Raw genomic sequence first — 26,993 nt, forward strand, 5'->3', positions numbered from 1 at the left:
TAAGGAAGGGTGTGGATGTCGTTCGATGACAAGGTGATCTGGTCGGAGGGGATGTTTATCCGTGCCCAGCACTTCCAGCAGGAAGCGCGCCATGTCGAGCGCCAGCTGAGAGCCCGGACCAAAGCGCTCGTTCCCTATGGCTGGGGCTTGACCGAGCTGCGCCTCAACCGCGAACTCCTGTCGATCGGCCAGTTCGCCGTCGAGCGCGCGGCCGGCGTGTTTCCCGACGGCACGCCATTCTCCCTGCCCGACGGCGGCGTACGCCTGCCGCCGCTTATGCTCGGCGAGAGCGTCCGCAACGCCGTGATCTACCTCACCCTGCCGCTGACGGAGCCGGGCGGACGCGAGGTGGCGGACGCCGATGCCGAGCTGACCACGCGCTACACGCTCGCCGAGGTCGATGTGGCCGATGCCAACAGCTCCGATCTCTCCGCCGCGCCGATCAATGTCGGCAAGCTGCGCCTGCGCTACGGGCTGGAGACGAGCGACCGCAGCGGCCTCGTCGGCATCGGGCTCGCGCGCATCGTCGAGGTGCGCAGCGACAATTCCGTGGTGCTCGACGAAAGCTACGTGCCGCCGGCGATGGACTGCTCCGTCTCGCCGATCCTCTCCGGCCTTTTGACGGAAATCGTCGGCCTCACCAACCATCGCGGCGAGGCGATCGCCTCGCGCCTTGCCGGCACCAATGTGGGAACGGCCGCCGAAATCACCGACCTGATGATGCTGCAGACGATCAACCGCTGGCAGCCCGTCTTCACCCATATGGCCTCGGCGGCCTTCGTGCATCCCGAGCGGCTGTTCGTGGCGATGATCGGGCTCGCCGGCGAGCTTGCCACCTTCACCGCCGCCGGTCACCGGCCGCGCCCCTTCCCGGTCTACGATCACGAGCGCCTGCAGCTCTCCTTCGCGCCCGTCGCGGCGGCGGTGCGCCAGGCGCTCAACGCCGTTCTGGAGCGCAGCGCCATCACCATCCCGCTCATCGAGCATCGCTACGGCATCCGCGTCGCGGATGTGCCGGACCGCTCGATCTACGGCAAATATTCCTTCATCCTGGCCGCCAAGGCCGACATGCCGGCCGATGCGCTGGTCCGCCGCCTCGTCGGCCAGATCAAGATCGGCGCGGCCGAGCAGATCACCGAGCTTGTCAATGCGGCGCTTCCGGGCGTCATGCTGCGCGCCCTGCCGGTCGCCCCGCGCCAGATCCCCTACCACACGGGGAAAGCCTATTTCGAGCTCGACCGCTCCAGCCCCAACTGGAAGCAGATCGCGGCCGGCACCGGGCTTGCCATCCACGTCGCCGGCGATTTCCCGGCGCTCGAGCTCGACCTTTGGGCCGTGAAGGACTGAGGAGGCGGGCGTGAACGATCCATTTGCCGATTTCCCGAACGCCGACGACACGATCCGCAGGCCGCTGGGCGGCGTTCAGGCACGCCCGGTGTCCGGCTTCGGCCAGGAGAGCCTGCCGCGCGGTGGTTTTTCCGGCGATGGCGGCTTCTTCGCCGCCCGTCCCGTCGCTGGCCAGAAGGACGATCTCGATTTCGGGCTGGATGCCCTGCCGGTCGAGCGCGCGCGCCATCGCGGCGACCCCGCCATCGAAAAGGCCTTCGACCTTGCCGCGGTGAACCCGCTGGTCGGCGCCGCCTCGCCGCTGCTCTGGCTTGCCGGCCGGCTCAACGAAAGCGCCGCGCCCGACGACATCGCCGAGTTCCGCCGCCGCGTGCTGGAGGAGATCCGCAATTTCGAGACGGCCGCCATGGCGCGCGACACGCCCGACCGGCTGGTGCGCGTCTCGCGCTATGCGCTGTGCGCCGTCATCGACGACATCATCCTCAACACCCGCTGGGGCGCGACGACCGGCTGGGCGAGCCAGAGCCTCGTCTCCATCCTCTACAACGAGACCTGGGGCGGCGAGCGCTTCTACGACCTGCTCCAGCAGCTCCTGCAGCAGCCCGAGCAGAACATCGACGTGCTGGAGCTGATGGCGATCTGCCTGTCCATCGGCTTCAGCGGCAAGTACCGCGTCATGGACGGCGGGCAGGGGCAGTTCGCGCGGCTCAGGCAGGATCTCTACCGCGTCATCCGCCGGGTACGCGGCCCCTATGAGCGCAATCTCTCCCAAGTCTGGCAAAGTGCCGCCGCGCCGCACCGCGCACCGCGCAGCATGGCCGCGCCCTGGGCGGCGGCGCTCGTGCTGCTGGCGCTGCTCGCCGTCGTCTGGGCCTTCTCGTCCATCAGCCTGCGCTCCAGCATGGAGGAGACCGCGACGCAGATCAGCGCGCTCGTTCCCGCCATTCCGCTTCTCGTCGAGCGCGCCGGCATCCCGACCATCCCGGATCCCGTGCCGCCGGTGCGCAAGACGCAGATCGAGCGCTTGTCGGAGGCGCTTGCCGCCGAGATCGCCGATGGCCGGATCGAGGTGGCGAGCATCGGCGACAAGGTCGCGATCCGCATGCTGAAGGCCTCCTTCCCCTCCGGCGGCACCGACCTGTCGCTGGCCGAGGAACCGCTGATCACCAAGATCGGCGACGCGCTGGATGGCGAGAGCGGCGCCATCGTCGTCGTCGGCCATACCGACAACGTGCCCGTCGGCGCGGGAAGCCCGCTCGGCGACAACATGGCGGTTTCGCTCGCCCGGGCGCGCTCGGCGGCGCAGATGCTGCAACGCCATGTCGATGACGCTGCGCGTGTCACCTTCGAGGGCCGCGGCGCCAACGACCCGATCCTGCCGAACACGACGCGGGAGAACCGCGCGCGCAACCGGCGCGTCGAATTCCAGATCCCGGCGGAAAAGACGCCATGAGGCCATGGCTGCTCATCACCTGGTTTCTCGGACTTGCGGCGGCGCTTGCCGCAGGCTGGTTTCTGGCCAAGCAGCCGCCCGTCGACAATCCCGACCTGAAGCTCCTGCTGCCGCTGCTGCCCGTCGTGGTCTGGGCGTTGCTGCCGGTTGTCTTCTCCCGCTTCTTCCTGAAGCGCGGCACGCCCGAGACGCCGGCGCTGCGCGACCTGCGCCGGCAGGTTTCCGCCTTCCTCGCCGATCGCGGCCTCAAGGGTGCGCGCGGGCGCTACTCGGTGCCGTTCTTCCTCGTCGTCGGCCCGGCGGGCAGCGGCAAGACCTGCCTGCTCGAAAGCACCGAGATGCGCCTCGGCATGCCGAAGACGATCGGCCCGGCCAACTGGTGGGTCGGCCCGGAGGCCGTGTTCGTCGAGGCGCAGGTTTCCGAGGATGCCGGCGAACTGTTCCGCCTGCTGCGCGCCGTGCGGCCGAAGCTGCCCGTCAACGGCATCCTCCTCGTCGTCAGTCCGGCGGATCTTGTCCTGGCCGACCAGATCGAGCAGCGCATGACCGCCGAAACCATCGCCACCTGGTTCCGCCAGGCCGACGAGACGCTCGACCAGACGCTTCCGGCCTATGTGCTCCTGTCACGCACCGATCTCGTGCCCGGCTTCCAGGAGATTTTCGAGCGCATCGAGCCGGCCGACCGGGCGCAGCCCTGGGGCTTTGCCCTGGCGCATGACAGAAAAGAGACGAAAACCGTCGAGGCGCTGCACGCGGAGATCGACGCCGGCTTCGGCGACATCGTCGAGACCATGCGCCGCCGCCATATCGAACTCCTGTCGAAGGAGGCCGATGCGATCCGCTGCGTGCATATCCACGGTTTTTCCGCGCAGATCGCGGCGATCCAGCGCATCGTCATGCCTGTTGTCGATGCAATGATGCCGATGGGCAACGGCGCCTGGCGGGGCGTTCTCCTGCGCGGCATCTTCATGACCAGCGCGCGCCAGGAGATGCTGTCCATCGACGCCCTGCTGCCGGAACTGTCGCGCCGCTTCGCCATGCCCCGCAGCGGCATGTTGCCGCCCGATCTCGGCGGCGACGAAGAACTGAACCACGGCTATTTCATCAGCGGCGCCGTGAAGAAGGCCATCCTCCCGGAAGCCGGCCTCGTGCTGAAGGAGCGCCAGCGCGCGGCCGCGCCCGCCCTCTACTGGCTGCCGCTCGCCCTTGCCCTCCTCGTCTGTGCGGCCGGCGGCTACGCCCTGTTCTCGAGCTTCGACCACGAGATCGGCCTGCGGCGCCAGGTGCAGGAGGCGATCGGCGATGCCGCGCCGCTCACCGGGCCCACGCGCCGGGAGGACCTGCCGCGCACGCTTGCCGCGCTGGAGCGGCTCGATGCGGTGAGCCTCGTGCTGGCCGCGCAGAGGCCCGTGCCGCGCTACGCCTTCTGGCTCGACAAGCGCGGCATGCTGAAGGACGGTCTTGCAGAGGCGAAGCGGGCGCTGCACGTCAATGCGCTCGCGCCGCAGGTCGCCGCCTGGCTCGAGGCCGACCTCGTCGAAGACGGGAACGACACGGCAGCACTCAATGCGCTGATCGCCCTGGCTGAAACGGCCGGCGACCCGGCCTCGCCGGCATTGCGCGCATGGCTCGAGAAACGCGCCCCGGCGGTTGCCGGCGGTCATCCCGAAAAATTCGTCGCCGAGGCGCTGGAGGCGATCCGCCAGGCCGGCGGCCTTGCCGTCGACCGCGCCTATGTCGAGGCCGCACGCCGACGCATCGCCTACCGGGAAAGCCTGACGTGAGCGTGGGTGCGCGACTCAGGAAGCGTTTGCGGGTGCTGCGCCGCCCGGGCGTCATCCTGACGCTCGTCGTGCTGTTTCTAGCACTCGTCGTCTGGTTCATCGGCCCGCTCATCGCTTTTGGCGACATGCGCCCGCTGGGATCGTCCAGCGCCCGTCTTGCCATGCTCCTCCTGCTGGCGCTCGTCTGGGGCGGCGTCGGTTTCCTGATGCGCACCAAGCGGTCCAGCGAAGAGGCCGCGCTGCTTGCGGCCCTGCGCAAGCAGGAAGAGGAAGCGACCGCAAAATCCGACAGGGCCACGGCGGAGGCCGAAGCCGAGATATCCGCATTCCGCGAAGCGGCCGGCCGGGCGATGGGCCTGCTCAGGCGGGGCCATGGCGATCTCTTCGTCAGCGCGCGCTACGCACTACCGTGGTACATGGTGCTCGGCGCCGACGGCGCGGGCAAGACGTCGCTGGTGCGCGCCAGCGGCCTGACGCTGCCGTTCGAGGGCGACGGCGCGGTGGAGACCCCTTCCGCCCGTTTCCACATCAGCGACCAGGCACTGCTGGTGGAGTTTTCCGGCCGGCTCACCGGCAGCGAGGAGCCGCAGGCACGCCAGCTCTGGCTCAAGGCGCTGCAGCACATCCGCAGCCTGCGGTCGCGCCAGCCGGTCAACGGCATCCTCGTTGCGATCAGTGTCGACGAGCTGCTGGCCATGCTGCCGGAAGAGGCGGTCGCCTACGCCACGGCCATTCGCCAGCGGCTCGACGAGGCGGTGCAGCGCCTGCGCGCCAACGCGCCGGTCTACATCGTCGTGACGAAGCTCGACCGGATCGTCGGCTTCGAGGAGCTTTTCGAGGACCTGACGACCGAAGAGCGTGCGGCCGCCTTTGGCCTGCCGATCGCACCGGATCTCGGCGGCGATTCGCGCGGGCCGGCAGAAGCCCTCGACAAGGGGTTTGCCGGCCTCGTCGAGCGGATCATGCAGCGCCAGTTCGTCTGCCTGCAGGAAGAGCCCGACGAGATGCGCCGCCGCCGGGCCTTCGAGTTTCCCGCACAGTTCGCGCTGCTGCGTGAGCGCATCCAGCCGTTCGTGCAGCAGCTTGCCACCCAGCACCGCTTCGGCACCGCCACGAACATGCGCGGCGTCTTCTTCGTCTCCTGCCGGCAGGACGGCGACAATGTCGATGCGCTGGCCGGCTCGCTCGCGCCGGTCTTCGGGCGCAGCGCGGCGGCGCTGTCGCTGGCACCCGATCCGGGCATGCGGCGCGTGCGGCCCTTCTTCCTCTACGGGCTCTTCCGCAAGGCCATCTTGCCGGAGGCCGATCTTGGCGGGCTGACGCGGCCGGCGCTCGCGGCGGCGCGGTTCAAGGATCTGGCGATCAACGCCGTCCTCTGCCTTGCCGCCTTCGCCGCGCTCGCCTTCTGGTGGTTCGGCTTTTCCGACGGGCGCGCCTATGTCGCCGGCGTCACCGGCCAGACCACCGCGGCCCGCGGCGAGATCGCCGAGGCCGTGCCGGGCGGCACGCTCTCCATGCGCTTCGAGCCGGTCCTGGCGGTGCTCGACCGGCTTGCCGCGCTCAGCGAGGCCGAACCGCGCGGCGCGACCTTCGGCCTCTACAGCCCCGACCCTGTGCAGGGCGAGGCGCGCAAGGCCTATGACAAGGCGCTTGCCAACCTGTTCTTTCCCTTCGTCTGGCAATATCTGCGTCAGGGCCTCGAGAACCCCACCACACCCGCGGCACTGCGCTTCACCCAGCTGAAGTTCTACCTGATGCTGACCGGCGAGCGTCCGCCGGGCCGCGAGACGGCAGCGCTGCTCGGCCCGGACTTTGCCGCCAACTGGATGCTCTACGACCGCAGCGACGCGGTGGACCGGCGCATTGCCGAGCATTTCTCCGAACTCGCGTCCGTTGCGATCCCGGCGCCGGCGGCCGATGTCGCGCTGATCGAGAAGGCGAGGGCGGACATCACCAATTACAGCCTCGCCCGGCTTGCCTACGACCAGGCGCTGACGCTGCCCGACGTTGCGGCGATGGCCATGTGGCGGCCGGTCGACCATATGGGGCTTTCCGGTCCCGAGGCGCTGGCGCGGGTGAGCGGGGCAAGCTTCTTCGACGGTATCGAGGGCATCTACACGAAGAACGGCCTCGGCGTGATGATGCGCGCTTCGGCAGAGGCCGCGAGCACGCTTGCCGACGATCTCTGGGTGATGGGCCGGCCCGATACCGCGCTCGACCGCGAGCGCGAGACCGGCCGCATCCGTGACGGCCTCGCCGATCTCTACCGTGTCACCTACATGAGCCGCTGGGACAGCCTGATCGCCGACCTCGGCATTTCCGGCGAGACCGACGCACGCCGTCTTGCCGATGCGGTGGCCATCGTCGCCGGCAACCCTTCGCCGGCGAAGGAGCTTTTCGTCGCCATCGCCGCGGAGGTGGATCTCCAGGACCTGTCGACGACGGCGGCAAGCGCCGTCGAGGCACTGGCGGCCGAGCGGCTTTCGCAGGTGACGAAGACCGTGCGGGCGCCGCGCCGCGTCGTCAACGTGCCGCAATCGGTCAGCGATCATTTCAGGGCCTTCCGTCTCGCGGTCGTGCCGGCGGCGGAGGGACAGCAGTCGCAAGTCGACGACATGCTCGCCGCGCTCGAACCGCTCTATCGCCAGCTGAACCACGTGGCAGCCGGCGGCGACGTGCTGGAGCTCGGCGCCGAACCGCAGACGATCCTCAGCCAGCTCACCGACCGCAACGGCAAGCTCCCGGCAAACCTGCAGCCCTTCTTCGCCCGCATCCTCACCCAGGTGGGCGCGGTGACGGGCGGCAGTTCGCGTGAGCGGCTGAAGGAGATCTGGACCTCGACCATCCTGCCGCTGTGCACCGCCACGACCGTCGGCCGCTACCCCTTCGACCGGGAGAGCATCAACGACGCCTCGCTCGACGACTTTTCCCGGCTGCTCGGCCCGCAAGGCGCGATCGCCGGTTTCCGCGACACCTATCTGAAGCCCTATATCGACCGGACGACGAAGCCCTGGCGCTGGAAAAGCGGCCAGCAATTCGGCCTCGGTTTCCCCGATGAGGTCCTCGCCGCCTTCGAAAAGGCCGACGACATCACGACCGTCTTCTTTGCCGGGCAGGAGAAGCCGAATGTCGACTTCACTGTGGAAGTCGGCAAGCTGGACATGACGGCCCGCGCCTTCCTCATCGATATCGGCGGCAAGGTGGCGAGCTACACGCACGGGCCGCCGGCAGGCACGCAATATCTCTGGCCGCCGGAGAACCTGGTGGCGGGCGCGTCCATGTCCATGACGCCCGAGGTTGCCGGCCAGCGAAACATCCTGACGGAGCAGGGCGCCTGGGCGCTCTTCCGCCTTTTCGACCAGGGCCGCAAGATCGAGAAGAACCCGACGGACGTCGTAACCTACCAGTTCCGCCTCGGCAGCCGCGCCGTCCTGATGCGCCTCACCGCGCCCGCCACGCGCAACCCCTTCGCGCGCGACGTCCTCTCCCCGTTCGCGTGCCCGACGCTATGAAACACCGTCCGCCTTTCCTTGACAGCATGAAACGGAGTGCGCCAATGTCCGCACAACCATCGCGATATGCCCGTTTCCAATCGCCAAGGGGCCTCCATGTCGGATGATCTGCTTGTCCACTACAACCGCGAACTGCTGAGTATCCGCCGGGCTGCGGCGGCCTTTGCGGCCGAAAACCCGCGCATCGCGGGCCGGCTGCGCCTGTCCGAGGACGCGATCGAGGATCCGCATGTCGGCCGGCTCATCGAGGCTTTCGCCTATCTCACCGCCCGCGTGCGGCAGAAGATGGACGACGATTTCCCTGAGCTGACCAATGCCATGCTCGGCATCCTCTATCCGCATTTCGACCGGCCGATCCCGTCCATGTCGATCCTCCAGCTCGATCCGAAGGCGGAGCTGGCAGAGCCCTATCCCGTCCCGTCGGGCACGCTGCTCGACACCGAGCCGGTCGATGGCGAGCGCTGCCGGTTCAGCACCTGCTCGGACGTCACGCTGCATCCGATCGTCGTGCGCGCGGCCACGCTCACCGGCCGCCCGATCACGGCGCCGGAAACGCCGCAGGCGCACAATGCGGCGGGCTGCCTGCGCCTGACGCTGGAAATGGCGGGCGAGGACCAGAGTTTTTCGACCTACAATCCCGGGCGCCTGCGCTTCTTCCTGCGGGGCCAGCCGCAGCTCGTCTATCCGCTCTACGAACTCCTGCTCAACGACGTGGTCGCGATCGCCTTTGCCGAAGGCGCCAGCGACCGCAGCCCGGCAATGCTGGATGCCGACGCTCTTTCGCCGGGCGGCTTCGGCCCGCACGAGAGCATGCTGCCTTATCCGCAGGCCTCGCATCCGGCCTACCGGCTTTTGACCGAATATTTCGCCTTCCCCGAAAAATTCCTGTTCGTCGATCTCGAATTCCCGGAGGCCGGGCGCCTTGCCGGCAAGGGGCGCACGCTCGACGTCTTCCTCTATCTCAACCGTGCCGCGCCCAGCCTGGAGCGCTCGTTGACGGCGGCCGCCTTCGCGCTCGGCTGCACGCCGATCGTCAACCTGTTCCCCCAGACCGCCGAGCCGATCAAGCTCGACAGGACTGTCACCGAATACCGCGTCGTGCCGGACAGCCGGCGGCTGAATGCGCTGGAGGTCTACAGCATCGAGGCCGTTGCCACCGTGAATGCCGAGGGGGACGCGAGGACGCTGTCGCCGTTCTACGGCATCCGCCACGGCGTCGATGCCGACGAGGTCCGCGGCGAGGAGAAGGCGGCGGCCTGGTGGCTCTCGCACCGCCGGCCGGCCGAGGAGGAGAACCCGGGCAGCGAGGTCTTCCTGTCGCTCTCCGATCCCGAATTCAACCCGAAGAGCCTTGCCGACGACGTCCTGTCGGTGGAAACGCTCTGCCTCAACCGCAACCGGCCGGAGCGGCTGCCCTTCGGCGGCGGCCAACCGCAATTGCGGATGGTCGAGCCGGTGCCGATGGTGAAGGGCATGCGGCTGCTGACGGTGCCGACCGCGACGATCCGCCCGCATTACGGCCAGGGCGGGCGCTGGCGGCTCATCTCGCATCTGGCGCTCAACCATCTCTCGCTCGTTTCCGATGGCGGGGTGGAAGCGCTGAAGGAAATCCTGCTGCTCTACGATTTCCGCAACTCGGCCGAAACGCGGGCATTGATCGACGGCATCACGGCGCTCTCCTCGCAAAGCGGCACGGCGCGGGTGCGCAGCTTCGGCCAGAGCGCCTTCTGCCGCGGCGTCGACGTGACGATGACCTTCGAGGAGGGCAATTTTTCCGGTAACGGCGTATTCCTCATGGCGAGCATCATCGAGCGTTTCCTCGGCCTCTATGCGAGCGTCAATTCATTCTCACGGCTCACCGCCCTCGTTCGGGGGCGAAGCGGAAAGCTGAAGACATGGCCGGCACGGGCAGGCGATCGAATTCTTCTCTAGTCGCCCGCGCCTTCGACGGGCCGCAGGCGTTCGAACTCTTCCAGATGATCCGCATCCTGGAAGCGCTTGGCGCGGAGGAGGGGCACGACACCGCGCACCGGCCGGTCGATCCGGTCGGGCAGGGGGTGGACCCCGAGCGGGCGGCCGTGAAGATCCGTTCGTCGGTGCCGCTCGGCTTCGCCTCGGCGGAGGTGCTTTCCGTGCGCCGGCCGCGCAGCGGCGGACCTGTCGAGATGACGCAGACGCTGGTCGGCCTGACCGGCCCCTCGGGCGTGCTGCCGCATGCCATGAGCGAGCTCGTGCAGATGAGCGTGCGCGAACGCAATTTTGCCCTGCGCGAATTCTTCGACGTCTTCAACAACCGGCTTTCTGGCCTGCTCTACAATGCCTGGGCCAAGTATCGCCCGGCGATCGAGCGCGAGCGGGCGGCGCAGCTTTCGACCGCCGCCCCCATCGACCACGCGCTGAAATCCCTTGTCGGCCTCGGCCTGCCGGCGATGACCGACCGCACCCGGGTGGGCGACCACACCTTCGTCTTCTTCGGCGGGCTTCTTGCCCGGCAGGGCCGCTCGGCGGTGGCAATCGAGCAGGCGCTCGCCGGCGCGCTCGGGCACACGCTGCGCGTCGAGCAGTTCGCCGGCGAATGGTATCCGATCGCCCCGTCCGACCGCACGCAACTGCCCGACCGCACCCGGCCGCGCGGCGCCTTCGCGCGCCTCGGCGACGATGCGGTGATCGGTACGAAGACCTTCGACATCCAGTCCACGGTCACGCTGCGCGTGGAGGGGCTGGACTATCCGGCCTTCCGTTCACTGCTGCCGGACGGCAGCCGGGCACGGCTTCTCACCGACCTTGCCGCCAGCGCGCTCGGCGCCGACAAGATGTTCAACATCCGCCTGGAGCTGAAACCCGACCACGTGCCGGCGCTGCGGCTCGGCGGGCAGCGCGAGGACACCAAAGCGAGCAGGCTCGGCTGGAACACCTGGCTCCAGCCGGCACGCCCGCGCCAGCAGCCGGCCGCCGTCCAGTTCCGCCCGCCGCCGCATCTGCGCTGAAAGACGTTCCCGGCAGAGCTGCGCAGCGGTTTTGCGGAAAAACAGAAGACTGGCGCACCTGTCGTTCCCGCGCCGCCCGCGTATCCCTATTGATATTGCTCGAGCATAGGATTTCATCATGAATGACTGGACCCACGGCTACGTTTCCGACATCGAATATCTCCCCGGCTTCTATATCGAGCAGACGCCGGCGCATCTGGACGTGGCCTGTCTCCTGCGTGGCATCGAGCCGCCGGTGGAGGAGGGGGCGCCCTTCGCCTATTGCGAACTGGGATGCGGGGTCGGCGAAACGGCGCTGACGATCGCCGCAGCCAACCCGCAGGCCGACGTCTGGGGTTTCGATTTCAATCCGGCGCATATCGCACGCGGGCGCTCGCTCGCCGCGGCCGGTTTCGTCGGCAACATCCGCCTGGAGGAGGCCTCCTTCGAGGATCTGGCCCATGGCCGGCAACCGGGCCTGCCGATGTTCGACTATATCACGCTGCATGGCGTCTGGAGCTGGGTCAGCGCGGAGAACCGCCGCCATATCGTCGATTTCGCCGCCCGTCATCTGAAGCCCGGCGGGCTCCTCTATGTCACCTACAATGCCCTGCCGCGCTGGACCGCTTCCATGCCGATGCAGCGCCTCGTCAGCCTCGCCGCCGCGCATGACAGCGAGCGCAGCGACCGGCGCGTGCTGCGGGCGCTGGACATGGCTCGCGCCTTCTCCGAGGCCGGCGCCGATCTGATCCCGGCGGAAATGCTCGACCGGCTGGACAAGGAGCGGGCGGAGGGAACCGCCTATCTCAGTCACGAATATCTCAATGCACACTGGTCGCCCTGCTACCAGATCGACGTGGCGCAGGATCTGGCAGCGGCCAAGCTGTCCTTCGTCGCCGCAGCCAATCTCTTCGAGAACTATCCGGACCTCTGCACGACCGACGCCCAGCGGCGTCTCATCGAGGGCTTCCCCGCCGCCCATGCGGAAACCGCGCGGGACTTCTTCCTTGCCCGCAGCTTCCGGCGCGACATCTATATGCGCGGGCCCCGGCCGATCGCCGCCCGGCGGCTGGAAAAGCGGCTGGCGGCCCGCAGGCTCGCCCTCGTCGTGCCACCCTCCGCGATCAAGCTTTCCGTGAAGGTGCCGGTCGGCGAGGCAACGCTGAACGAGAGCTTCTACGGCCCGGCCCTTGCCGCCCTCGCCGAAGGCCCCATGACGATCGGCGCGCTCAGGAGCCTGCCGGAAGCGGACGGCTCGTCCGCCACGGAGCGTGAGGTACTGGGCATGCTGATCGGCTCCCGCCAGGCGATGGCCCTGCCGAATGCGGTGACGGAGGAGAGCGTCGCAGCGGTGCGGCGCTACAACCGCGCCCATCTCAGGATCTGCTCCGACGAGGGCCGCGCCGTCTGCGCGCTCGCGGCGGCGGGGATCGGCTCCGGCATCACGGTGCGCCTGTTCGAAATGCTGGCCTACGAAGTGCTGCTCGACGGCGTCGAGGCGGAGGCCGGCGCGGTGACGGCGGCCATCCACGCCCTGCTGGCGGCGCGCGGCGACCGGCTGCGCAACGAGGGCGTCCCGATCGAGGACGAGGGGGAGGCGCTGCGTGTCATCCGGGAAAATGTCGACCTGATCCTGACCGTCGCCCTGCCGATGTGGCGACGCATCGGCGCGATCTAGGCCGATGGGCGTACCGCCCCCGGTCAGCGAAGCCGTCCTGCGCGGGCAGGGTCCCGTGCGGGTCTACCGCGCGCAGATCAGGGCGGCGCCCGTCATCGTCAAGCGTCTCGTCGGGGACGGGGATGCCGTGGCGCTCCGGCGTTTCGAGCGCGAGCGGCGGATCGCCCGGCTGCTGGTACATCCCTCGCTGCCGCAGCTCGTGGCGGAGGGCGAGGACTGGATTGCCCTCAAGATGCTGGGGAAGGCGCTTTGCGAACCCGATGTGGCGGCGCGCTACGCGGATCCGGCTGCCCTCCGCCTGCTGCTCGCCAGGCTTGCCGCCGCGCTCGCCTTCGCCCATGCGCGCGGCGTCGTCCACCGCGACGTGAAGCCGGCGCACGTGCTCTTCGACGGCGGAACGCCAGTGCTCATCGATTTCGGCATTGCCGGTACGCCCGGCGATGACCTGCAGCGAGCGGAACTGTCCGGTTCGCCCGCCTGGATGGCGCCGGAACAGCTTGCCGGCGAACCGGCCGGCCCGGCGGCCGACATCTGGCCGCTCGCGGCGCTCGGCCTGTTCCTGCTGACGGGGGAAAAGCCCTATGAAGGCGAGGCGGAGGCGGTGCTGCGCCGCCGGCGGGCGGGCGAGCCGCCGGCTTTCGTCGTTTCCGCGGCCCTGGAACGGGAGGACCCCGCTCTGCTCGGCTTGCTGATGGCGGGGATCGGTGCGGCGGACCGGCCGACGGCGGCGGAGTTCCTGCGGATTCTAGAGGGCACCTGCCCCTCACCCTGACCCTCTCCCGGCAAGCGGAAGAGGGGACTTGCCCTACAAATCGTCGTGAGCGGGAAAAACGGCGGCGGCATCTTCCCTTCGCCCCGCTTGCTGGGAGAAGCTGCCGGCAGGCGGATGAGGGCGCTCCGCCCCTCCATCCTCAGGCGATGACCAGATTGACTGCCGGATGCAGCTTCTTCAGGTTCGGCAGGGACTTGGACTGCCACGGGATCTGCGTGCTGCCCTTGACCATGAGGCCGATGCCCGGCTGCTTGCGCACGTCGATGGTGAATTTGGCGAGCAGGTTGATGCCGGAGCTGTTGAGGAATTCCAGCCCCGACAGATCGAGCGTGATGGTTTCCGGCTTCTCGGTCAGCACCTGCTGCATCAGTTCCAGGATCGGGGCATAGGCCTCCGTGCCGGAAAGGCGCATCGTGCCCTCGTAATGGATCGCAGAACCCTCGCTCCAGACACGGTATTCGTTCGTCTTGATTTCCATTTTGTACAATAAACTCCCGGTATGTCTGCTCAAACGATGTCGAGGGCGGCGTAGGTGTCGAGGCGCATCGCGTCCGGTACTGCCGCTGGTTGGAAACGCCAGCCGAGACGCGCGCCATAGTCGCTCATTAGGGTGAGCAGGCCAAGTCCCGAGCCGCTCGAATTCATGTTCTCCGCATTTTCTTCGATGCGTTCGATGAGGAGTTCACCCGGGTCACGGGTCGTCAGTTCGGCAAGGAGCGCCTGGAACCTGCCGGCCGTCTCCTGGGTGACGAGGTTGCTGATGCGGATCTCGAAGCAGCTGCCGTCGAGCGAGGCCTCCAGCGTGATGCCGTCGCCATGGCGGAACTTCACCGCATTCTCGAGCAGTTCGTTGGCGAGATAGCCGATGCTGTGGCGCGCCTCGTTATAATCGCCGCCCTCATCCCGCCGCCGCAGGGCGAAGAAGTCGCCAAGGAATTCCGACGTAACGCCGCAATGCTGCCAGGCAAGGTCGAGCGGCCCGTCGGCAAGACGGATGCGGTTCTTCAGCGCCCCGGCGCCGTTGGTGAATTCCACCTGTCCGAATGTGGCTTCCATGACGTTACCTGTGTTTCATGACGACGAGCGTGATGTCGTCGTGGATCTTCTGGGTGCCGATATGTGCCATGAGGTCGGCAATGATGCCGTCCTTGATCGCGTCGGCGTCCTTGCGGCGATGGCGCTTTGCGCTCTCGCACAGCCGATCGAAGCCGAAGAGTTCGCCCGCCGGGCTTTCCGCCTCGGTCACGCCGTCCGTATGCAACACGATGACGTCGCCGGAATCGAACGGGAATTCATGCGTGTCGACGAAGGGTCCGATGTCGCTTTCCAGGCCGATCGGGAAACCGAGATCGACCGTGTCGATGCGCTCGACCTCATCGTTGTCGCGCAGGACCAGCACCTCCTCGTGCTGGCCGGACAGCGTGATCTTGCGATCCTCGTAGTCGAGGAAGGCAAGCGAGAGGTGCTTGTCGGTCTTGGTGCGCTGGATGTTCTTGAAGACGGCGCGGTTCAACACTTCAAGGAACTCGCGCGGATCCTCGTCGCCCTGCTCCTGAAGGGCGCGCGCAACCGACTGTACCATCAGCATGAGCACGCCGCTTTCGAGGCCGTGGCCCGTCACGTCGCCGATGCCGACCTTCATGCGGCCCTGATCGTGCAGCACGTCGAAATAGTCGCCGCCCACCTCGTCGGCCGGCTCCATGTAGCCGGAGACGTCGATGCCCTTGATCTCGTCCAGCTCGTCGCGTTTCGGCAGCACCATCATCTGGATGTGCCGGGCGACATCGAGCTCGGCGCCGAGGCGCAGGTTCTCGCTCTTCAGCTTGGCATTCAGCGCGTTGATCTCGCCATTGGCCGTTTCGAGCGCCTTGGTGCGTTCGGCAACGAGGTTTTCAAGGTTTTCCGTGTGGTAGCTGATCTCCTCCGCCATGCGGTTGAAGGCGACGCCCACGGCGGCCACCTCGTCGCGCGCGGGAATGGCGACACGCACCGAGTAGTCCTTGTTCTGGAGGCGCTGGGCGGCATCCGCCAGCGCCCGCAGGCCGGCGGTAATGCGGCCGGAAATCGCGAAGACGGCGCTGAGAACGACGAGCAGCGACAGGATGACGGTCCCGACCTGCCAGGTCACGACCTGGCGCGTCTCGGCCGAAATGCCGTCCTTGGCCGCGATCAGCGAGGCATAGATCTCCCGCTCGGGCACCATGAAGCCGAGCGACATGACCTCGCGGGTGACGGGCACCTTGCCGGTATAGAGGTTTTCCGCGTTGAGCTGCTTGAGGAGCACGACATAGGGCACGTCCTCGCCGTTTTCCTTCAGCGTCAGCGTGGTAAGCACGGTCTCCGGGCTGGATGGCATGGCGAGCCCGGCAATGGCCGCCTGGCTGCTGTGCGCAAGCCGCCGGTCGAAGCCGCTCTCGTTGTTGATCTTGACGCCCAGCGTCTTCTCGCCGTCCTCGGTGACGGCAAGCACGTTGCCGTTCGACATCGAGAGGAAGGCGAAGCCCGTCTCGGCGATCTTCACGCTCTTGACGATGTCGGCGAGCTGGTCGAGCGTCAGGTCGACGCCGACGATGCCGTTGAGGTCCTTGCGGTCGGGCGTCGTCAGCGGCTGGAAGAAGCTGACGATGATCTTTCCGGTAATGCCGTCGAGATAGGGAGACAGCATGGTGATGGGACTGTCGACCGGGCGCTCCGACGGTTTCGCCAGCCAGGTTTCCCAGGTCTCGTAGAGGCCGGGGAAATAGAAATCCCACCAGTTCGTCTCGTTGTGGCCGGGATAGACCTTGTCGAAGACGGAGCCCTGGTCGTTGTAGGGCGTCGACCGCAGGATCGGGTTGGCGCGCGGGCCGATATAGTACATCTGCAGCTTCGGCGGGCCGGCGGACAGGAAGCTCGGGCCGACGAGGTTGAAGGCGGCGCTTTCGCGCACGGTCTTCATCGCATCCGGCGTCGGCTGCTTGTTCTCGTCGAGCAGATAGCCCCAGACGGTGACGGCGGAAGCCTCGCCCGGCTGGTTCTGCCACCAGTTGCCGGTCTCGTTATAGGCGAGCGGGGTGGTCACGCCGTCGGTTTGCAGCTGCTGGCCGAGCTTGTCGGAAAGCGCGGGATTGTCGATGAACGTCTGCATCGATCCCGCAAGGCCGCTCACCTCGGAATGGTAGCGGTCGAGCAGCAGGTCCGTGCGCTCGACGGTCGTCGCGATATAGTTCTGCAGGTATTCGATATTCGCCTTTTCGAGACCGCGACCGACCTCGTCCATGGCGTTGGTGGAAAGGCGGTTGACGTTCCACAGCGCAATGCCGCCGGCGACCAGGAGGTCCACCAGCACGGCGCCGCCGACGACGAGCACGAATTTCGCGCGGAACGAGGTCAGCGAGAAGCCCCAGCGCGAGGGCGGCGTTTCGGCAAAATCGCTCATTGCGGCTTGCGTCCCGACGCAACCCAGACGGGCCAGCCGGCATACCCGCCGGGGTGAAGGGCGGCAGCGATATGATCCTCGAAACCACGGCGGAACTTCTCCACGAAGGCCGCGTCGTCACCGCGCTTCTCGCACATGCCTCCGGCGAACATTTCCTCCCAGGCCATGACCATGTCGGCGAAGGCCTGCGAGTCACCGTCCCGGTTGGTCACCATGAAGCTTTCGATGCGGATGTCCTCGAGGCCGGCGCGCTGCAGGGCCTGGTAGCTCTTCGGGCCGAATTCGAGATCCATGTCGAAATCGGCAAAGAGCTTCGACAGCTGGTCATAGGTCCACTGGATCGAAGGGCCGCGCGGTTCGCCGAGGCACTGGGAGATCTTCTCGTTGGTGACATAGACGCGCCCGCCGGGCTTGCAGATGCGCACCAGCTCCTCGACGATCATCTCGGGTTTGTTGAAGATCTGCAGCGCATGGCGGCAGGAGACGAAGTCGAACTGGCCGTCCTCCAGCAGCATTTCGGCCGCATCGCCATAGATGTATTCGATGCCGCCGATATCGAATTCGCTGGCGACCTGGCGCGCATAGGCAAGGCTCGACTTCGAATGGTCGAGCGCCACGATGCGCGACGGGGAGAATTCCTTGGCGACCAGCACGGCGAAATCGCCGATGCCGCAGCAGATGTCCGCCATGGTCATGCCCGGGGCAAGGCCGTGACGCGGCAGGATGGAGCGCTCGTGTTTCCAGGTCAGCTTGGTTTGCGTGCGCAGCACCGGCACGAAACCGCCCTCTTCCAGGAAGGCCTGGCCCGGGTAGAACTCGCTGTCATACTCCTCGACGAGGATGCGCGGGTTCTTGGCCGTCAGCGCGCCGAACTTCTTCGTCGACCAGCCGATGACGCTCGACGTGACGATGGAGATCTTGAGCTCCGGCCGCTCCTCGGCCGCCTTCAGCAGCGCGCCGGCCAGCGCGTGGAACGCCACGTTGTTGAGGCGCACGAGGCGCTTGACGTTGACGTAGAAGGTACCGCGGATCGACGCGATCGATTTTTCGATGAGGCGGACGCATGCCTCCATCTCGGCAGCGCGCTCGGGGCGCATCGAGCCGGACAGCGCGAACTCCTGATTGTTTTCGTCAAAGGAGACCTTGTAGGTCTGGACAAGCGAATCGGCGATCATGCGACAGTTGCCTCCAGCGTGAGTTCGGCAATGAGACGGATGGCATCTCCGTCGGCGGGTTCGATGGAAAAGCGGGCGGCATAGTCGACGGCCAGCTCCAGGAGGCCGATATTCGGCTGCAGGGGGCCTTCTGTGAAGAGGGCACTGTGATACCGCGCGGCGACGTCGCCTTCGTTCAGGACATCGACGGCCTGCCGATAGAAACCGGCCGTTTGCGCATCGGCCGGGATGGTCAGGATGATGCGGTCGCTGGCGCCCTTGCGGGAAACCGCGCAGACGAAGCTGCCGGTCGGCGCGTGCAGGCGATAGACCGTTTCCAGAAGCTCGTTGAGGGCCGAAGAGAACAGGTTGGAATAGAGCAGCGAGTCGCTTCGATTGTGGCTGATCATGCGGGCGAAATAGGTCGACAGCCGGTCGCAATAGGCCCAGTTGGACGCAAAGCCACCCATGTCCATGTCGAACTCCAGAAGCAGGACATGATCGTCCGCTCCCGTCTGCACTGCTCGAAGATCCATTCGCCCCAGCCTCATGATGTCGTAAGCGGGAGCGGCGGCCGCGCGCTTACCTATCTTTCGGGAAATTCCTAGACTATGTAATGTCCGAAGTGCGGGCGATGCGCGGGGGCTGCCAGCAGAGACCGGCACGCGCGATATGATATCGGTAGTTGCGCCGCCCCCTCCGAACGTGTGAGGAGCTTTCCATACAATCATGAAGGATTCGTCAAACTTGTCTGCCGCTTCTTCAGTACCTTTCACGGATGGCGACGCCGCGGAACTCGCCCGGCTGCGCCTCGATTTCGCACAACTGGAGGCAGAATACGACGATCTGAAGCTGCTCTACGAGGCCATGATCGAACATGGCGAGGCCGTCGAGGACCAACTGGCCGAGCAGAACCTGCTCCTGGAGCGCACGCAGGCGCGGCTCGACGAAGAGCTGAACGATGCCGGCCGCTACGTCTTCTCCATCCTGCCCGACAAGCGCACCGAAGCGCCCGCGACCGACTGGCTGCTGGTGCCCTCCACCGAGCTCGGCGGCGATTCCTTCGGCTACCACCGCATCGACGACGATCATTTCGCCATCTACCTGCTGGATGTCTGCGGCCACGGCGTCGGCGCGGCGCTGCTCTCCGTCACCGTCATCAACGTGCTGCGCGCTTCCGCACTGACGGGCGCGGATTTTCGTGATCCGTCCACGGTGCTGAAGGCGCTCAACAACACGTTTCCGATGGAAAAACAGAACAATATGTTCTTCACCATCTGGTACGGCGTCTACAAGGCGAGCACCGGCGAACTGCGCTATGCGACCGGCGGCCACCCGCCATCGATTCTCCTGCGCGGGCCGGGCCGCCCCGCGGGCACACCCTCTCGCGAACTGCTCATCACCGTTGGTGGCGTGGCGATCGGCGCGCTGCCCGACATGGACTACGACAGCGACGTCACCCAAATCTTCCCGGGCGACAGGCTGCTCGTCATCAGCGATGGAACATTTGAGGTGGATGGGCCCGACGAGGAGATGCTGAGCGTCGAGGCGCTCGCCGAACACGCCGAAGCCCATGCCAGCGGTCCGAAGGACATCCTCGCCTGGGTGAAATCCTTCAATGGCACCGGGCCGCTGCCGGACGATTTCTCCCTGCTGGAGATCCGCTTCTAGGCGGCTTGCCATCACGCGATCGTGTTCGCGACGAGGTCGCAGATCGCCCCTCATCTACCTGCCGGCACCTTCTCCCCGCAAGCGGGGCGACGGGAATGGGCAGATCCGGTTTCCCGGGATTCACAACCCAGCACAGGACAGGTCCCCTCTCCCCGCCTGCGGGGAGAGGGTTAGGGTGAGGGGCCATAGCAGAGGGCGACGCCCGCGCTTCGCTCCATGATTTGCCGATTGCCGGCCAGCGGAATTCCGCTATCTTTCCATCATCGTAACGCCGGTTCGGCGGGCGCAGGGGAGGACGGCGATGCGTGCGTTCGTGAAAGGCGGCCTTGCCGCGCTGTTGATGTCGGCCCTTGCTGGCGGTGCTTTCGCTGCCGAGGCCGGCCCGGCAGACCTTGCCATCGCCCAAAGCCTTGCCACCATGCTGCAATCGGCGCGTGCGGTCATTTCCACCAACCAGGAGCGCATCAACGACCCCGCGCTGGGCGACAAGGGTCTTTCGGGCGCGGCCGTACTGGAAAAGGCCATCGCCAACTACCGCCAGGCCACCGGCCGGGATCCGAACACCATCGATCCCGCCTCCTATGAAGGACGGCTCATCCGGGCGCAGATGGACGCGGTGGTCGAGGTGATGGACACCAACCAGGAGACGATCAACGCCAAGGGCAAGGGCTTCAAGGGGTTCATACCCGCCACCTTCACGCGCCTCGTCAACGAGGCCTTCGAGGCGCGCGCCGGCAAGGAGGCAAGCATGAAATTCACCGCGCCCCCCGTGCTGATCCGCAACCGCAAGGCCCGGCCGGACGCCTTCGAGGCCGCGGCGATCCGCGACTATCTCGAAAAGGCCGACTGGCCGAAGGGCCAGATCTATTCGGCCATGGTTTCCGAGGAGGGGCAGGAGAGGGCGCGCGTCATGGTGCCAGAGTACTACGTGCCCTCCTGTCTGACCTGTCACGGCGATCCGGCCGGCGAACTGGACGTGACCGGCTATCCGAAGGAGGGCGCCCATGAGGGCGATCTCGGCGGGGTGATCAGCATCGGGCTCATCCCGCAATGAGCCGTTCGCCCGCGTCGTTCCTCTCGCTGCGGCGCCTGTCGATCCGGGTGCGGCTTGTCCTCCTGGCGGCGGTGCTGCTGTTTGCGACCATCGGCAGCAGCCTCTTCACCCGCAGCGAACTCTCCGAAGCCCTCGAATCGGGCGAGGAAGCCAATCGCATCGCCGAGATCATCGTCCTGTCGGACGACGTGCGCGCCGCCTTCAACAGCCTGCGCTACTGGCAGGCCGACCTTTCCGTCAGCCTGCTGACGCTGGCCGAAACCCGTGCCGGCGAGGCCCGCACGCGCCTAGGCGAACGGCTCGACCGGCTGGCGGAACATCGGCCGGCCGAGGCCGAGGCGATCCGTCAGGAGGTCGCCCGCTTCGACGATCTCGCAACCCAGGCCGTCGATGCCTATACCGACGACCAGCGCGTCATCGGCAACACCCATTTCGCCGAGGCGCGGCGCTACGGCATCAGCGTGGACGAGCAGCTGACGGCCCTCCAGGGCTTGCTTTCACGCCAGGCCACGGCAGCGCGGGCGAACATCCTGCGGCAGTTCGAGCGGGCAGCCAATGTCGCCTCTCTGCTCTCGATCGCCGCCGTCGTCATCGGCGCGGTGCTGACCATCGTCATCCTCGGCTCGATCCTCAAACCGCTCGGCGAAATCGTTGCGGCCGTGCGCGGCCTGACGGCGGGCGATGCGGATGTCGCCGTGCCTGCGGCGGCCGCCGACGAACTCGGCAAGGTGAGCGCGGCCCTGCAGCTTCTGAAGGAAGGGCAGGCGGAGCGGGCGCGGCTGACGCAGGAGGCCGAGCATCAGCGCCGGACGCTCGTCGATGCCATCGAGAGCATCGCGGAAGGTTTCACCCTTTATGGACCCGACGAGCGGCTGCTGATCGTCAACCAGCGCTTTCGCGACATGCATCCCGTGCACGACGCCATGGTGGCCGGCACCTCGACCTTCCGCGATGTCATCGAGGCGGGCGGGCGCCACGTGGTCGAACTCGACAAACCGTTCGACGAATGGTTCGCCACCCGGCTCGCCTCGCACGACCACAGCGCCACCCGCGTCACCCCCTTCCGGGACGGGCGCTGGATGCAGATCAGCGAGCGCCGCACCCACGAGGGCGGCTTCACCATCGTCTATGTCGACATCACCGAGCTGCGCCAGCGCCAGCAGGAGCTGGAGCTGGCCCGTGACGAGGCGCAGCGCGCCACGCAGGTGAAGTCCGAATTCCTCGCCAACATGAGCCACGAGCTGCGCACGCCGCTGAATGCCATCATCGGCTACGCGCAGATTCTGCAGGAGGACGCGGAGGATACCGGCCAGACCGATTTCCTGCCCGACCTCAAGAAGATCGAAAGCGCCGGCAACCACCTGCTCGGCCTCATCAACGGCATCCTCGACCTGTCGAAGATCGAGGCGGGACGCATGGAGGTCTATCGCGAGCGCTTCGATATCGGCGCCCTGACGCAGGACGTCGCGGCGCTGATCCGGCCGCTGGCCGCCAAGAACGACAATACCTTTGCCGTGGAGTGCCCGGCCGATATCGGTACGATCGAGACCGACGTCACCAAGGTCAAGCAGACCCTGCTCAACCTTCTCAGCAACGCCTGCAAATTCACCGAAAAGGGCACCGTCACGCTCACTGTCGCGCGGCAGGGCAAGGGTGCCGGCCGGCTCCTGTCGCTGACCGTCCGCGACACCGGCATCGGCATGAACGAGGAACAGCTGGGCCGCCTCTTCCAGGCGTTTTCCCAGGCCGACAGCTCGACCTCGCGCAAGTTCGGCGGCACCGGCCTCGGCCTTGCCATCAGCCGAAGCTTCGCCCAGATGCTCGGCGGCGACCTCACGGTGGAAAGCCGGCCGGGCGAAGGCTCGCGCTTCACCTTCATCCTGCCCGATCCTCAGGAGAACATGGCGGACGATGCGGAAGACGGCGAAGGCCTCCTCGGCGAGGAGGCGGGCCTTGCCGCAAGGCCGGAGCAGGCAGAGCGGCCCGCCGTGCTCGTCGTCGACGACGACGAGGCGTCGATGAACATCATCGGCTCGCATCTCAAGCGCGACGGCTACCGGGTGCTCTACGCCGGCACGGGCGAGCAGGCGCTGGACATGGCGCGCAAGCACCGTCCCGCCGCCATCACGCTCGACATCCTGATGCCGCAGATGGATGGCTGGTCCGTGCTCGTCGCGCTGAAATCCGATCCGGAACTGGCCGCCATCCCCGTCGTCATCGTCTCCATCAGCAACGAGAAGGCACTCGGCTTCACGCTCGGCGCCGCCGCCATGCTGGCAAAGCCCGTCGATCGCGGCGAGCTCAGCGATTTCATCGCGCGTCTGACCGGCGGCAGCCAGGGCGGCACGGTGCTGGTGGTGGAAGACGACCCGGCGACGCGTCTGCTCATGCAGCGCACCGTCGAACGGCTCGGGCGCAGCGTGGCGCTGACGGAGAACGGGCGCCAGGGCATGGCGTGGCTGGCCGCCAACCCGCCGCCGGTCGCCATCCTCCTCGATTTGCAGATGCCGGAAATGAACGGCTTCGAATTCCTCGCCGCCCTGCGAGAGCGGGAGGAATGGGATACGGTGCCGGTCCTCGTCGTCACCGCCAAGCATCTCAGCAATGCCGAACGGGACCTGCTCAGCGCCCGGGCGACGCAGATCATCGGCAAGGGCAAGGGTGCGCATGTCGAGCTCACGCAGGCGCTGCGCGAGGTCATCGTCACACGCACGCGAAAAACCGATCGGGAATTGACGCCATGACCAAGATCCTGCTGGTCGAAGACAACGAGATGAACCGCGACATGCTCTCCCGCCGGCTGGAGCGGAAAGGCTACGAGGTGATCCTCGCCGAGGATGGCGAACAGGCCGTGGTGCGGGCCGGAACGGATGCGCCGGACCTCGTGCTGATGGATATCGGCCTGCCCGGCATCGACGGCTGCGAGGCGACGCGCCGCATCCGCAGCGGCCCGGCCGGTACGGGCCTGCCCATCATTGCACTCACCGCCCATGCCATGAGCGTCGATGAGGCGCGGGCGCGCGAAGCCGGCTGCGACGACTTCGACACCAAGCCGGTGGACCTGCCGCGCCTGCTCGGCAAGATGGAGCGGCTGCTGTCCGGACACGGATAGGGCTTTTGCTCAGGCGAGGCGATAGGGGATCGTCTCGCGGATATCGGGATCGACCTGCAGGCGGCCGCGGATCGGCGGGACCGCCCGGCTCGGACAGTTGCCACGTTCGCACAGCCGGCAGGAAATGCCGATCGGCTCGAAGCGGGAGCGCTCGCCGATATCAAGGTCGTCCGCATAGACGAACTGGTCGGCATAGGAGACCTCGCAGCCGAAGGCGAGCACATAGCCCGTGCGCGTGGCGGCAAAACCGCCGGTGCCCTTGAAGGTCTGCGTTGCAAGACAGAGATAGCGCACCCCGTCGGGCGTCTCGGCAAGCTGGCGGATGATGCCCTGCGGCACCTCGAAGGCCCGGTGGGCGTTCCAAAGCGGACAGGCCGCGCCGAAGCGGGCGAATTGCAGCTTCGTCGCGCTGTGCCGCTTGGTGATGTTGCCGGCACGGTCGATCCTCGCGAAGAAGATCGGCACGCCCTTGTTGCCCGGCCGCTGCAGTGTCGAGAGCCGGTGGCAGACCTGCTCCAGCGAGGCCTCGAAACGGGCAGACAACAATTCGATATCGTGGCGCAGCGCCTGGGCGGCGGCAAGGAAATCGCTGTAGGGCATGACGAGGGCGCCGGCGAAATAGTTGTGCAGCCCGATGCGACAGATGTCCCTTGCTTCGTCCGTGCGAAAATTCGCCCGCTGGACGATCTCCTCGATCTCCCGCGCCGCATGGAGCTGGGAGATCTGGTGGGCAAGCTGGAAGACCTGCGTCGGGTTCGCCGAGAGCCGGTTGAGGGTCAGGGTCTTCCGGTCGCGGTCATAGTGGCGCAGCGGGCTGTCATTGGTCTCCGCGAAAACGACCGAGACGCCGAACTGCTCCCCAAGATGGCGCACGAGGGCGGACCTGCGGTCGAAGCCCGCACCGTAAAGGCCGGCCGCCAGCGTTTCGGCGAGAACATCGAGCGTGTGCACGTAGTTGTCGACGAAATGGAAGAAGTCGCGCACCTCCTCATAGGGTGTGGCGCCGAGGCCAGGGGCGTTCTCGCGGTCGTGGTCGAGGCTCGCCAGCTGCTCGCTCTTGCGGCGATAGGCCTGGTGGGCGAGCACGAGCGCATGGGCCAGCGCCGGCGCGTTCTGCGAAATCAGCTTGAGTTCCTGGAGGGAAGGGCTGAAACTCTCGAAGATCGGATCGGCGAGCGCCTCGCTGAGCGCCGAGAGCAGCCGGTCCGTCTCCCCGCGTGACAGCTCGCTGATGTCGAGGTTGAACTTGTCGGCGAGCTGCAGCAGCACGGCGGCCGAGACGGAGCGCTGGTTGTTCTCGATCTGGTTGAGGTAGCTGGTCGAAATGCCGATGCGCTTGGCGAACTGGCTCTGCGTCTGCTGGCTCGCCACGCGCAGCTCGCGCACCTTCAGGCCGATGAAGAGTTTTCCGAGCGCCATGTTCGCAATTTCGCAAGTTTCAGTTTGCAGATTTATAATTCCACATTTGCGCCCGATCAAGGGTTCAGCAAATCCATGCAAACCGGTATGAGTATCGATACGACACCAGTGGGAGCCTTCATGCGCGACATCCTTGAACAACTCGAACAACGCCGCAGCGAGGCAAGGCTCGGCGGCGGCCAGAAGCGCATCGACGCCCAACACGGCAAGGGCAAGCTGACGGCGCGCGAGCGCATCGAGGTGCTGCTCGACGAGGGCTCCTTCGAGGAATACGACATGTACGTCACCCACCGGGCCGTCGATTTCGGCATGGCGGGACAGACCTTCGCGGGCGACGGCGTCGTCACCGGCTGGGGCACGATCAACGGCCGCCAGGTCTATGTCTTCAGCCAGGATTTCACAGTCCTCGGCGGTTCGCTGTCGGAAACCCATGCCCAGAAGATCTGCAAGATCATGGATATGGCGGTGCGCAACGGCGCCCCGGTCATCGGCCTCAACGACAGCGGCGGCGCGCGCATCCAGGAAGGCGTCGCCTCGCTTGCCGGCTATGCCGAGGTCTTCCGCCGCAATGCGGAGGCTTCCGGCGTCATCCCGCAGATTTCCGTCATCATGGGCCCCTGCGCGGGCGGGGCCGTCTATTCGCCGGCCATGACCGATTTCATCTTCATGGTGCGCGACACGTCCTACATGTTCGTGACCGGCCCGGACGTGGTGAAGACCGTGACGAACGAGATCGTCACCGCCGAGGAACTCGGCGGCGCCGGCACCCATACGAAGAAATCCTCGGTCGCCGACGCGGCCTATGAGAACGACATCGAGACGCTGGAGAATGTCCGGCTGCTCTTCGATTTCCTGCCGCTCAACAACCGGGAGAAGCCGCCGGTCCGTCCGTTCCACGACGATCCCGCACGCCTCGAGATGCGCCTCGACAGCCTCGTGCCCGAAAGCTCGACCAAGCCTTACGACATGAAGGAGCTGATCCTGGCTCTGGCCGACGAGGGCGACTTCTTCGAATTGCAGGAGGCCTTCGCCCGCAACATCATCACCGGCTTCATCCGGCTGGAAGGCCAGACGGTCGGCGTCGTCGCCAACCAGCCGATGGTGCTGGCCGGTTGCCTCGACATCGATTCCGCCCGCAAGGCTGCGAAATTCGTGCGCTTCTGCGATGCCTTCTCGATCCCGCTCCTGACCCTTGTCGACGTGCCCGGCTTCCTGCCCGGCACCGCACAGGAATATAACGGCATCATCAAGCACGGCGCCAAGCTGCTCTTCGCCTACAGTCAGGCGACCGTCCCGATGGTGACGCTGATCACCCGCAAGGCCTATGGCGGGGCCTATGACGTCATGGCCTCCAAGCATATCGGCGCCGACGTCAATTATGCCTGGCCCACCGCCGAGATCGCCGTCATGGGCGCCAAGGGCGCGACCGAAATCCTCTATCGCTCGGAACTCGGCGATGCGGAAAAGATCGCCGCCCGCACGAAGGAATACGAGGCGCGCTTCGCCAACCCCTTCGTCGCCGCCGAGCGCGGCTTCATCGACGAGGTGATCATGCCGCATTCCTCGCGCCGGCGCATCGCGCGGGCCTTCGCATCGCTGAAGAACAAGCAGGTGGAGACGCGCTGGAAGAAGCACGACACGATACCGCTTTGA

General features: G+C 66.7%; 19 protein-coding genes. 13 read left to right on the plus strand and 6 right to left on the minus strand.

All coding sequences use genetic code 11. The features are described 5' to 3' along the window. Window positions 1-15: 15 nt before the first annotated feature. The 8 genes from tssK (at window position 16) to P9A16_RS19065 (ending at window position 13,512) form a co-directional block, all read left to right on the plus strand. A complete protein-coding gene (tssK, locus tag P9A16_RS19030) occupies window positions 16-1,347 on the plus strand; it encodes a type VI secretion system baseplate subunit TssK (protein WP_024270065.1) in 1,332 nt (443 codons plus the stop codon). 10 nt (window positions 1,348-1,357) lie between these two features. After that, window positions 1,358-2,800: a type IVB secretion system protein IcmH/DotU gene (gene icmH, locus P9A16_RS19035; protein WP_023517466.1), complete on the plus strand. Its 1,443-nt coding sequence runs from the start codon at window positions 1,358-1,360 to the stop codon at window positions 2,798-2,800. Next, the gene (locus P9A16_RS19040) at window positions 2,797-4,584 is read left to right on the plus strand and encodes a type VI secretion protein IcmF/TssM N-terminal domain-containing protein (RefSeq protein ID WP_024270066.1); all 1,788 of its coding nucleotides are present in this window, start codon (window positions 2,797-2,799) and stop codon (window positions 4,582-4,584) included. Before icmH ends, P9A16_RS19040 begins: the two co-directional genes overlap by 4 nt. Continuing rightward, a complete protein-coding gene (gene tssM / locus P9A16_RS19045; RefSeq protein ID WP_024270067.1) occupies window positions 4,581-8,096 on the plus strand; it encodes a type VI secretion system membrane subunit TssM in 3,516 nt (1,171 codons plus the stop codon). The genes P9A16_RS19040 and tssM overlap by 4 nt, the downstream gene beginning before the upstream one ends. Before the next feature lie 96 nt (window positions 8,097-8,192). Beyond that, window positions 8,193-10,028: a type VI secretion system baseplate subunit TssF gene (gene tssF, locus P9A16_RS19050; protein WP_023517400.1), complete on the plus strand. Its 1,836-nt coding sequence runs from the start codon at window positions 8,193-8,195 to the stop codon at window positions 10,026-10,028. Next, complete coding sequence (gene tssG / locus P9A16_RS19055) at window positions 9,992-11,083, plus strand: type VI secretion system baseplate subunit TssG (RefSeq protein ID WP_024270068.1); 1,092 nt, start codon at window positions 9,992-9,994, stop codon at window positions 11,081-11,083. The genes tssF and tssG overlap by 37 nt, the downstream gene beginning before the upstream one ends. 118 nt (window positions 11,084-11,201) lie before the next feature. Next, window positions 11,202-12,740, plus strand: coding sequence for a class I SAM-dependent methyltransferase (locus P9A16_RS19060; RefSeq protein WP_023515368.1), 1,539 nt, complete (start codon window positions 11,202-11,204; stop codon window positions 12,738-12,740). A 4-nt stretch (window positions 12,741-12,744) separates the two neighbouring features. Then, on the plus strand, window positions 12,745-13,512 hold the full coding sequence (locus tag P9A16_RS19065) for a protein kinase domain-containing protein (protein ID WP_023515367.1): 768 nt from the start codon (window positions 12,745-12,747) through the stop codon (window positions 13,510-13,512). 139 nt (window positions 13,513-13,651) lie between these two features. On the opposite strand, the gene P9A16_RS19070 is transcribed toward P9A16_RS19065, so the two are convergent. Genes P9A16_RS19070 through P9A16_RS19090 form a run of 5 tightly spaced genes read right to left on the minus strand, consistent with a single transcriptional unit; the run spans window position 13,652 to window position 18,620 of the window. After that, window positions 13,652-13,990, minus strand: coding sequence for a slr1659 superfamily regulator (locus P9A16_RS19070; protein ID WP_023515366.1), 339 nt, complete (start codon window positions 13,988-13,990; stop codon window positions 13,652-13,654). A gap of 29 nt (window positions 13,991-14,019) precedes the next feature. After that, window positions 14,020-14,568: a slr1658 superfamily regulator gene (locus tag P9A16_RS19075; protein WP_023515365.1), complete on the minus strand. Its 549-nt coding sequence runs from the start codon at window positions 14,566-14,568 to the stop codon at window positions 14,020-14,022. A gap of 4 nt (window positions 14,569-14,572) precedes the next feature. Further along, window positions 14,573-16,930 (minus strand): SpoIIE family protein phosphatase, encoded by a 2,358-nt coding sequence (locus P9A16_RS19080; protein ID WP_023515364.1) that lies wholly within the window; start codon window positions 16,928-16,930, stop codon window positions 14,573-14,575. Beyond that, window positions 16,927-18,105, minus strand: coding sequence for a class I SAM-dependent methyltransferase (locus P9A16_RS19085; protein WP_023515363.1), 1,179 nt, complete (start codon window positions 18,103-18,105; stop codon window positions 16,927-16,929). Before P9A16_RS19085 ends, P9A16_RS19080 begins: the two co-directional genes overlap by 4 nt. Then, window positions 18,102-18,620, minus strand: coding sequence for a hypothetical protein (locus P9A16_RS19090; protein ID WP_023515362.1), 519 nt, complete (start codon window positions 18,618-18,620; stop codon window positions 18,102-18,104). The genes P9A16_RS19085 and P9A16_RS19090 overlap by 4 nt, the downstream gene beginning before the upstream one ends. A gap of 211 nt (window positions 18,621-18,831) precedes the next feature. Here P9A16_RS19090 and P9A16_RS19095 point away from each other — a divergent pair, with 211 nt between their 5' ends. From P9A16_RS19095 to P9A16_RS19110, 4 genes are all read left to right on the plus strand, one after another. Beyond that, window positions 18,832-19,755, plus strand: coding sequence for a PP2C family protein-serine/threonine phosphatase (locus tag P9A16_RS19095; RefSeq protein WP_023515361.1), 924 nt, complete (start codon window positions 18,832-18,834; stop codon window positions 19,753-19,755). 301 nt (window positions 19,756-20,056) lie between these two features. Continuing rightward, window positions 20,057-20,809: a Tll0287-like domain-containing protein gene (locus P9A16_RS19100; RefSeq protein WP_023517395.1), complete on the plus strand. Its 753-nt coding sequence runs from the start codon at window positions 20,057-20,059 to the stop codon at window positions 20,807-20,809. Further along, window positions 20,806-23,553 (plus strand): hybrid sensor histidine kinase/response regulator, encoded by a 2,748-nt coding sequence (locus tag P9A16_RS19105; protein ID WP_278025904.1) that lies wholly within the window; start codon window positions 20,806-20,808, stop codon window positions 23,551-23,553. Before P9A16_RS19100 ends, P9A16_RS19105 begins: the two co-directional genes overlap by 4 nt. Further along, window positions 23,550-23,921 carry a response regulator gene (locus tag P9A16_RS19110; protein WP_023517393.1) on the plus strand — a complete coding sequence of 124 codons (372 nt, stop codon included), beginning with the start codon at window positions 23,550-23,552 and terminating at the stop codon, window positions 23,919-23,921. The genes P9A16_RS19105 and P9A16_RS19110 overlap by 4 nt, the downstream gene beginning before the upstream one ends. A 9-nt stretch (window positions 23,922-23,930) precedes the next feature. On the opposite strand, the gene P9A16_RS19115 is transcribed toward P9A16_RS19110, so the two are convergent. Then, on the minus strand, window positions 23,931-25,340 hold the full coding sequence (locus P9A16_RS19115) for a helix-turn-helix domain-containing protein (RefSeq protein WP_024270069.1): 1,410 nt from the start codon (window positions 25,338-25,340) through the stop codon (window positions 23,931-23,933). Between the two features lie 120 nt (window positions 25,341-25,460). Between P9A16_RS19115 and P9A16_RS19120 the strand changes: the two genes are divergently transcribed. Further along, window positions 25,461-26,993, plus strand: coding sequence for an acyl-CoA carboxylase subunit beta (locus P9A16_RS19120; protein WP_024270070.1), 1,533 nt, complete (start codon window positions 25,461-25,463; stop codon window positions 26,991-26,993).

It is taken from the genome of Shinella sp. 838, from assembly GCF_029623935.1.
Lineage (GTDB): Bacteria > Pseudomonadota > Alphaproteobacteria > Rhizobiales > Rhizobiaceae > Shinella.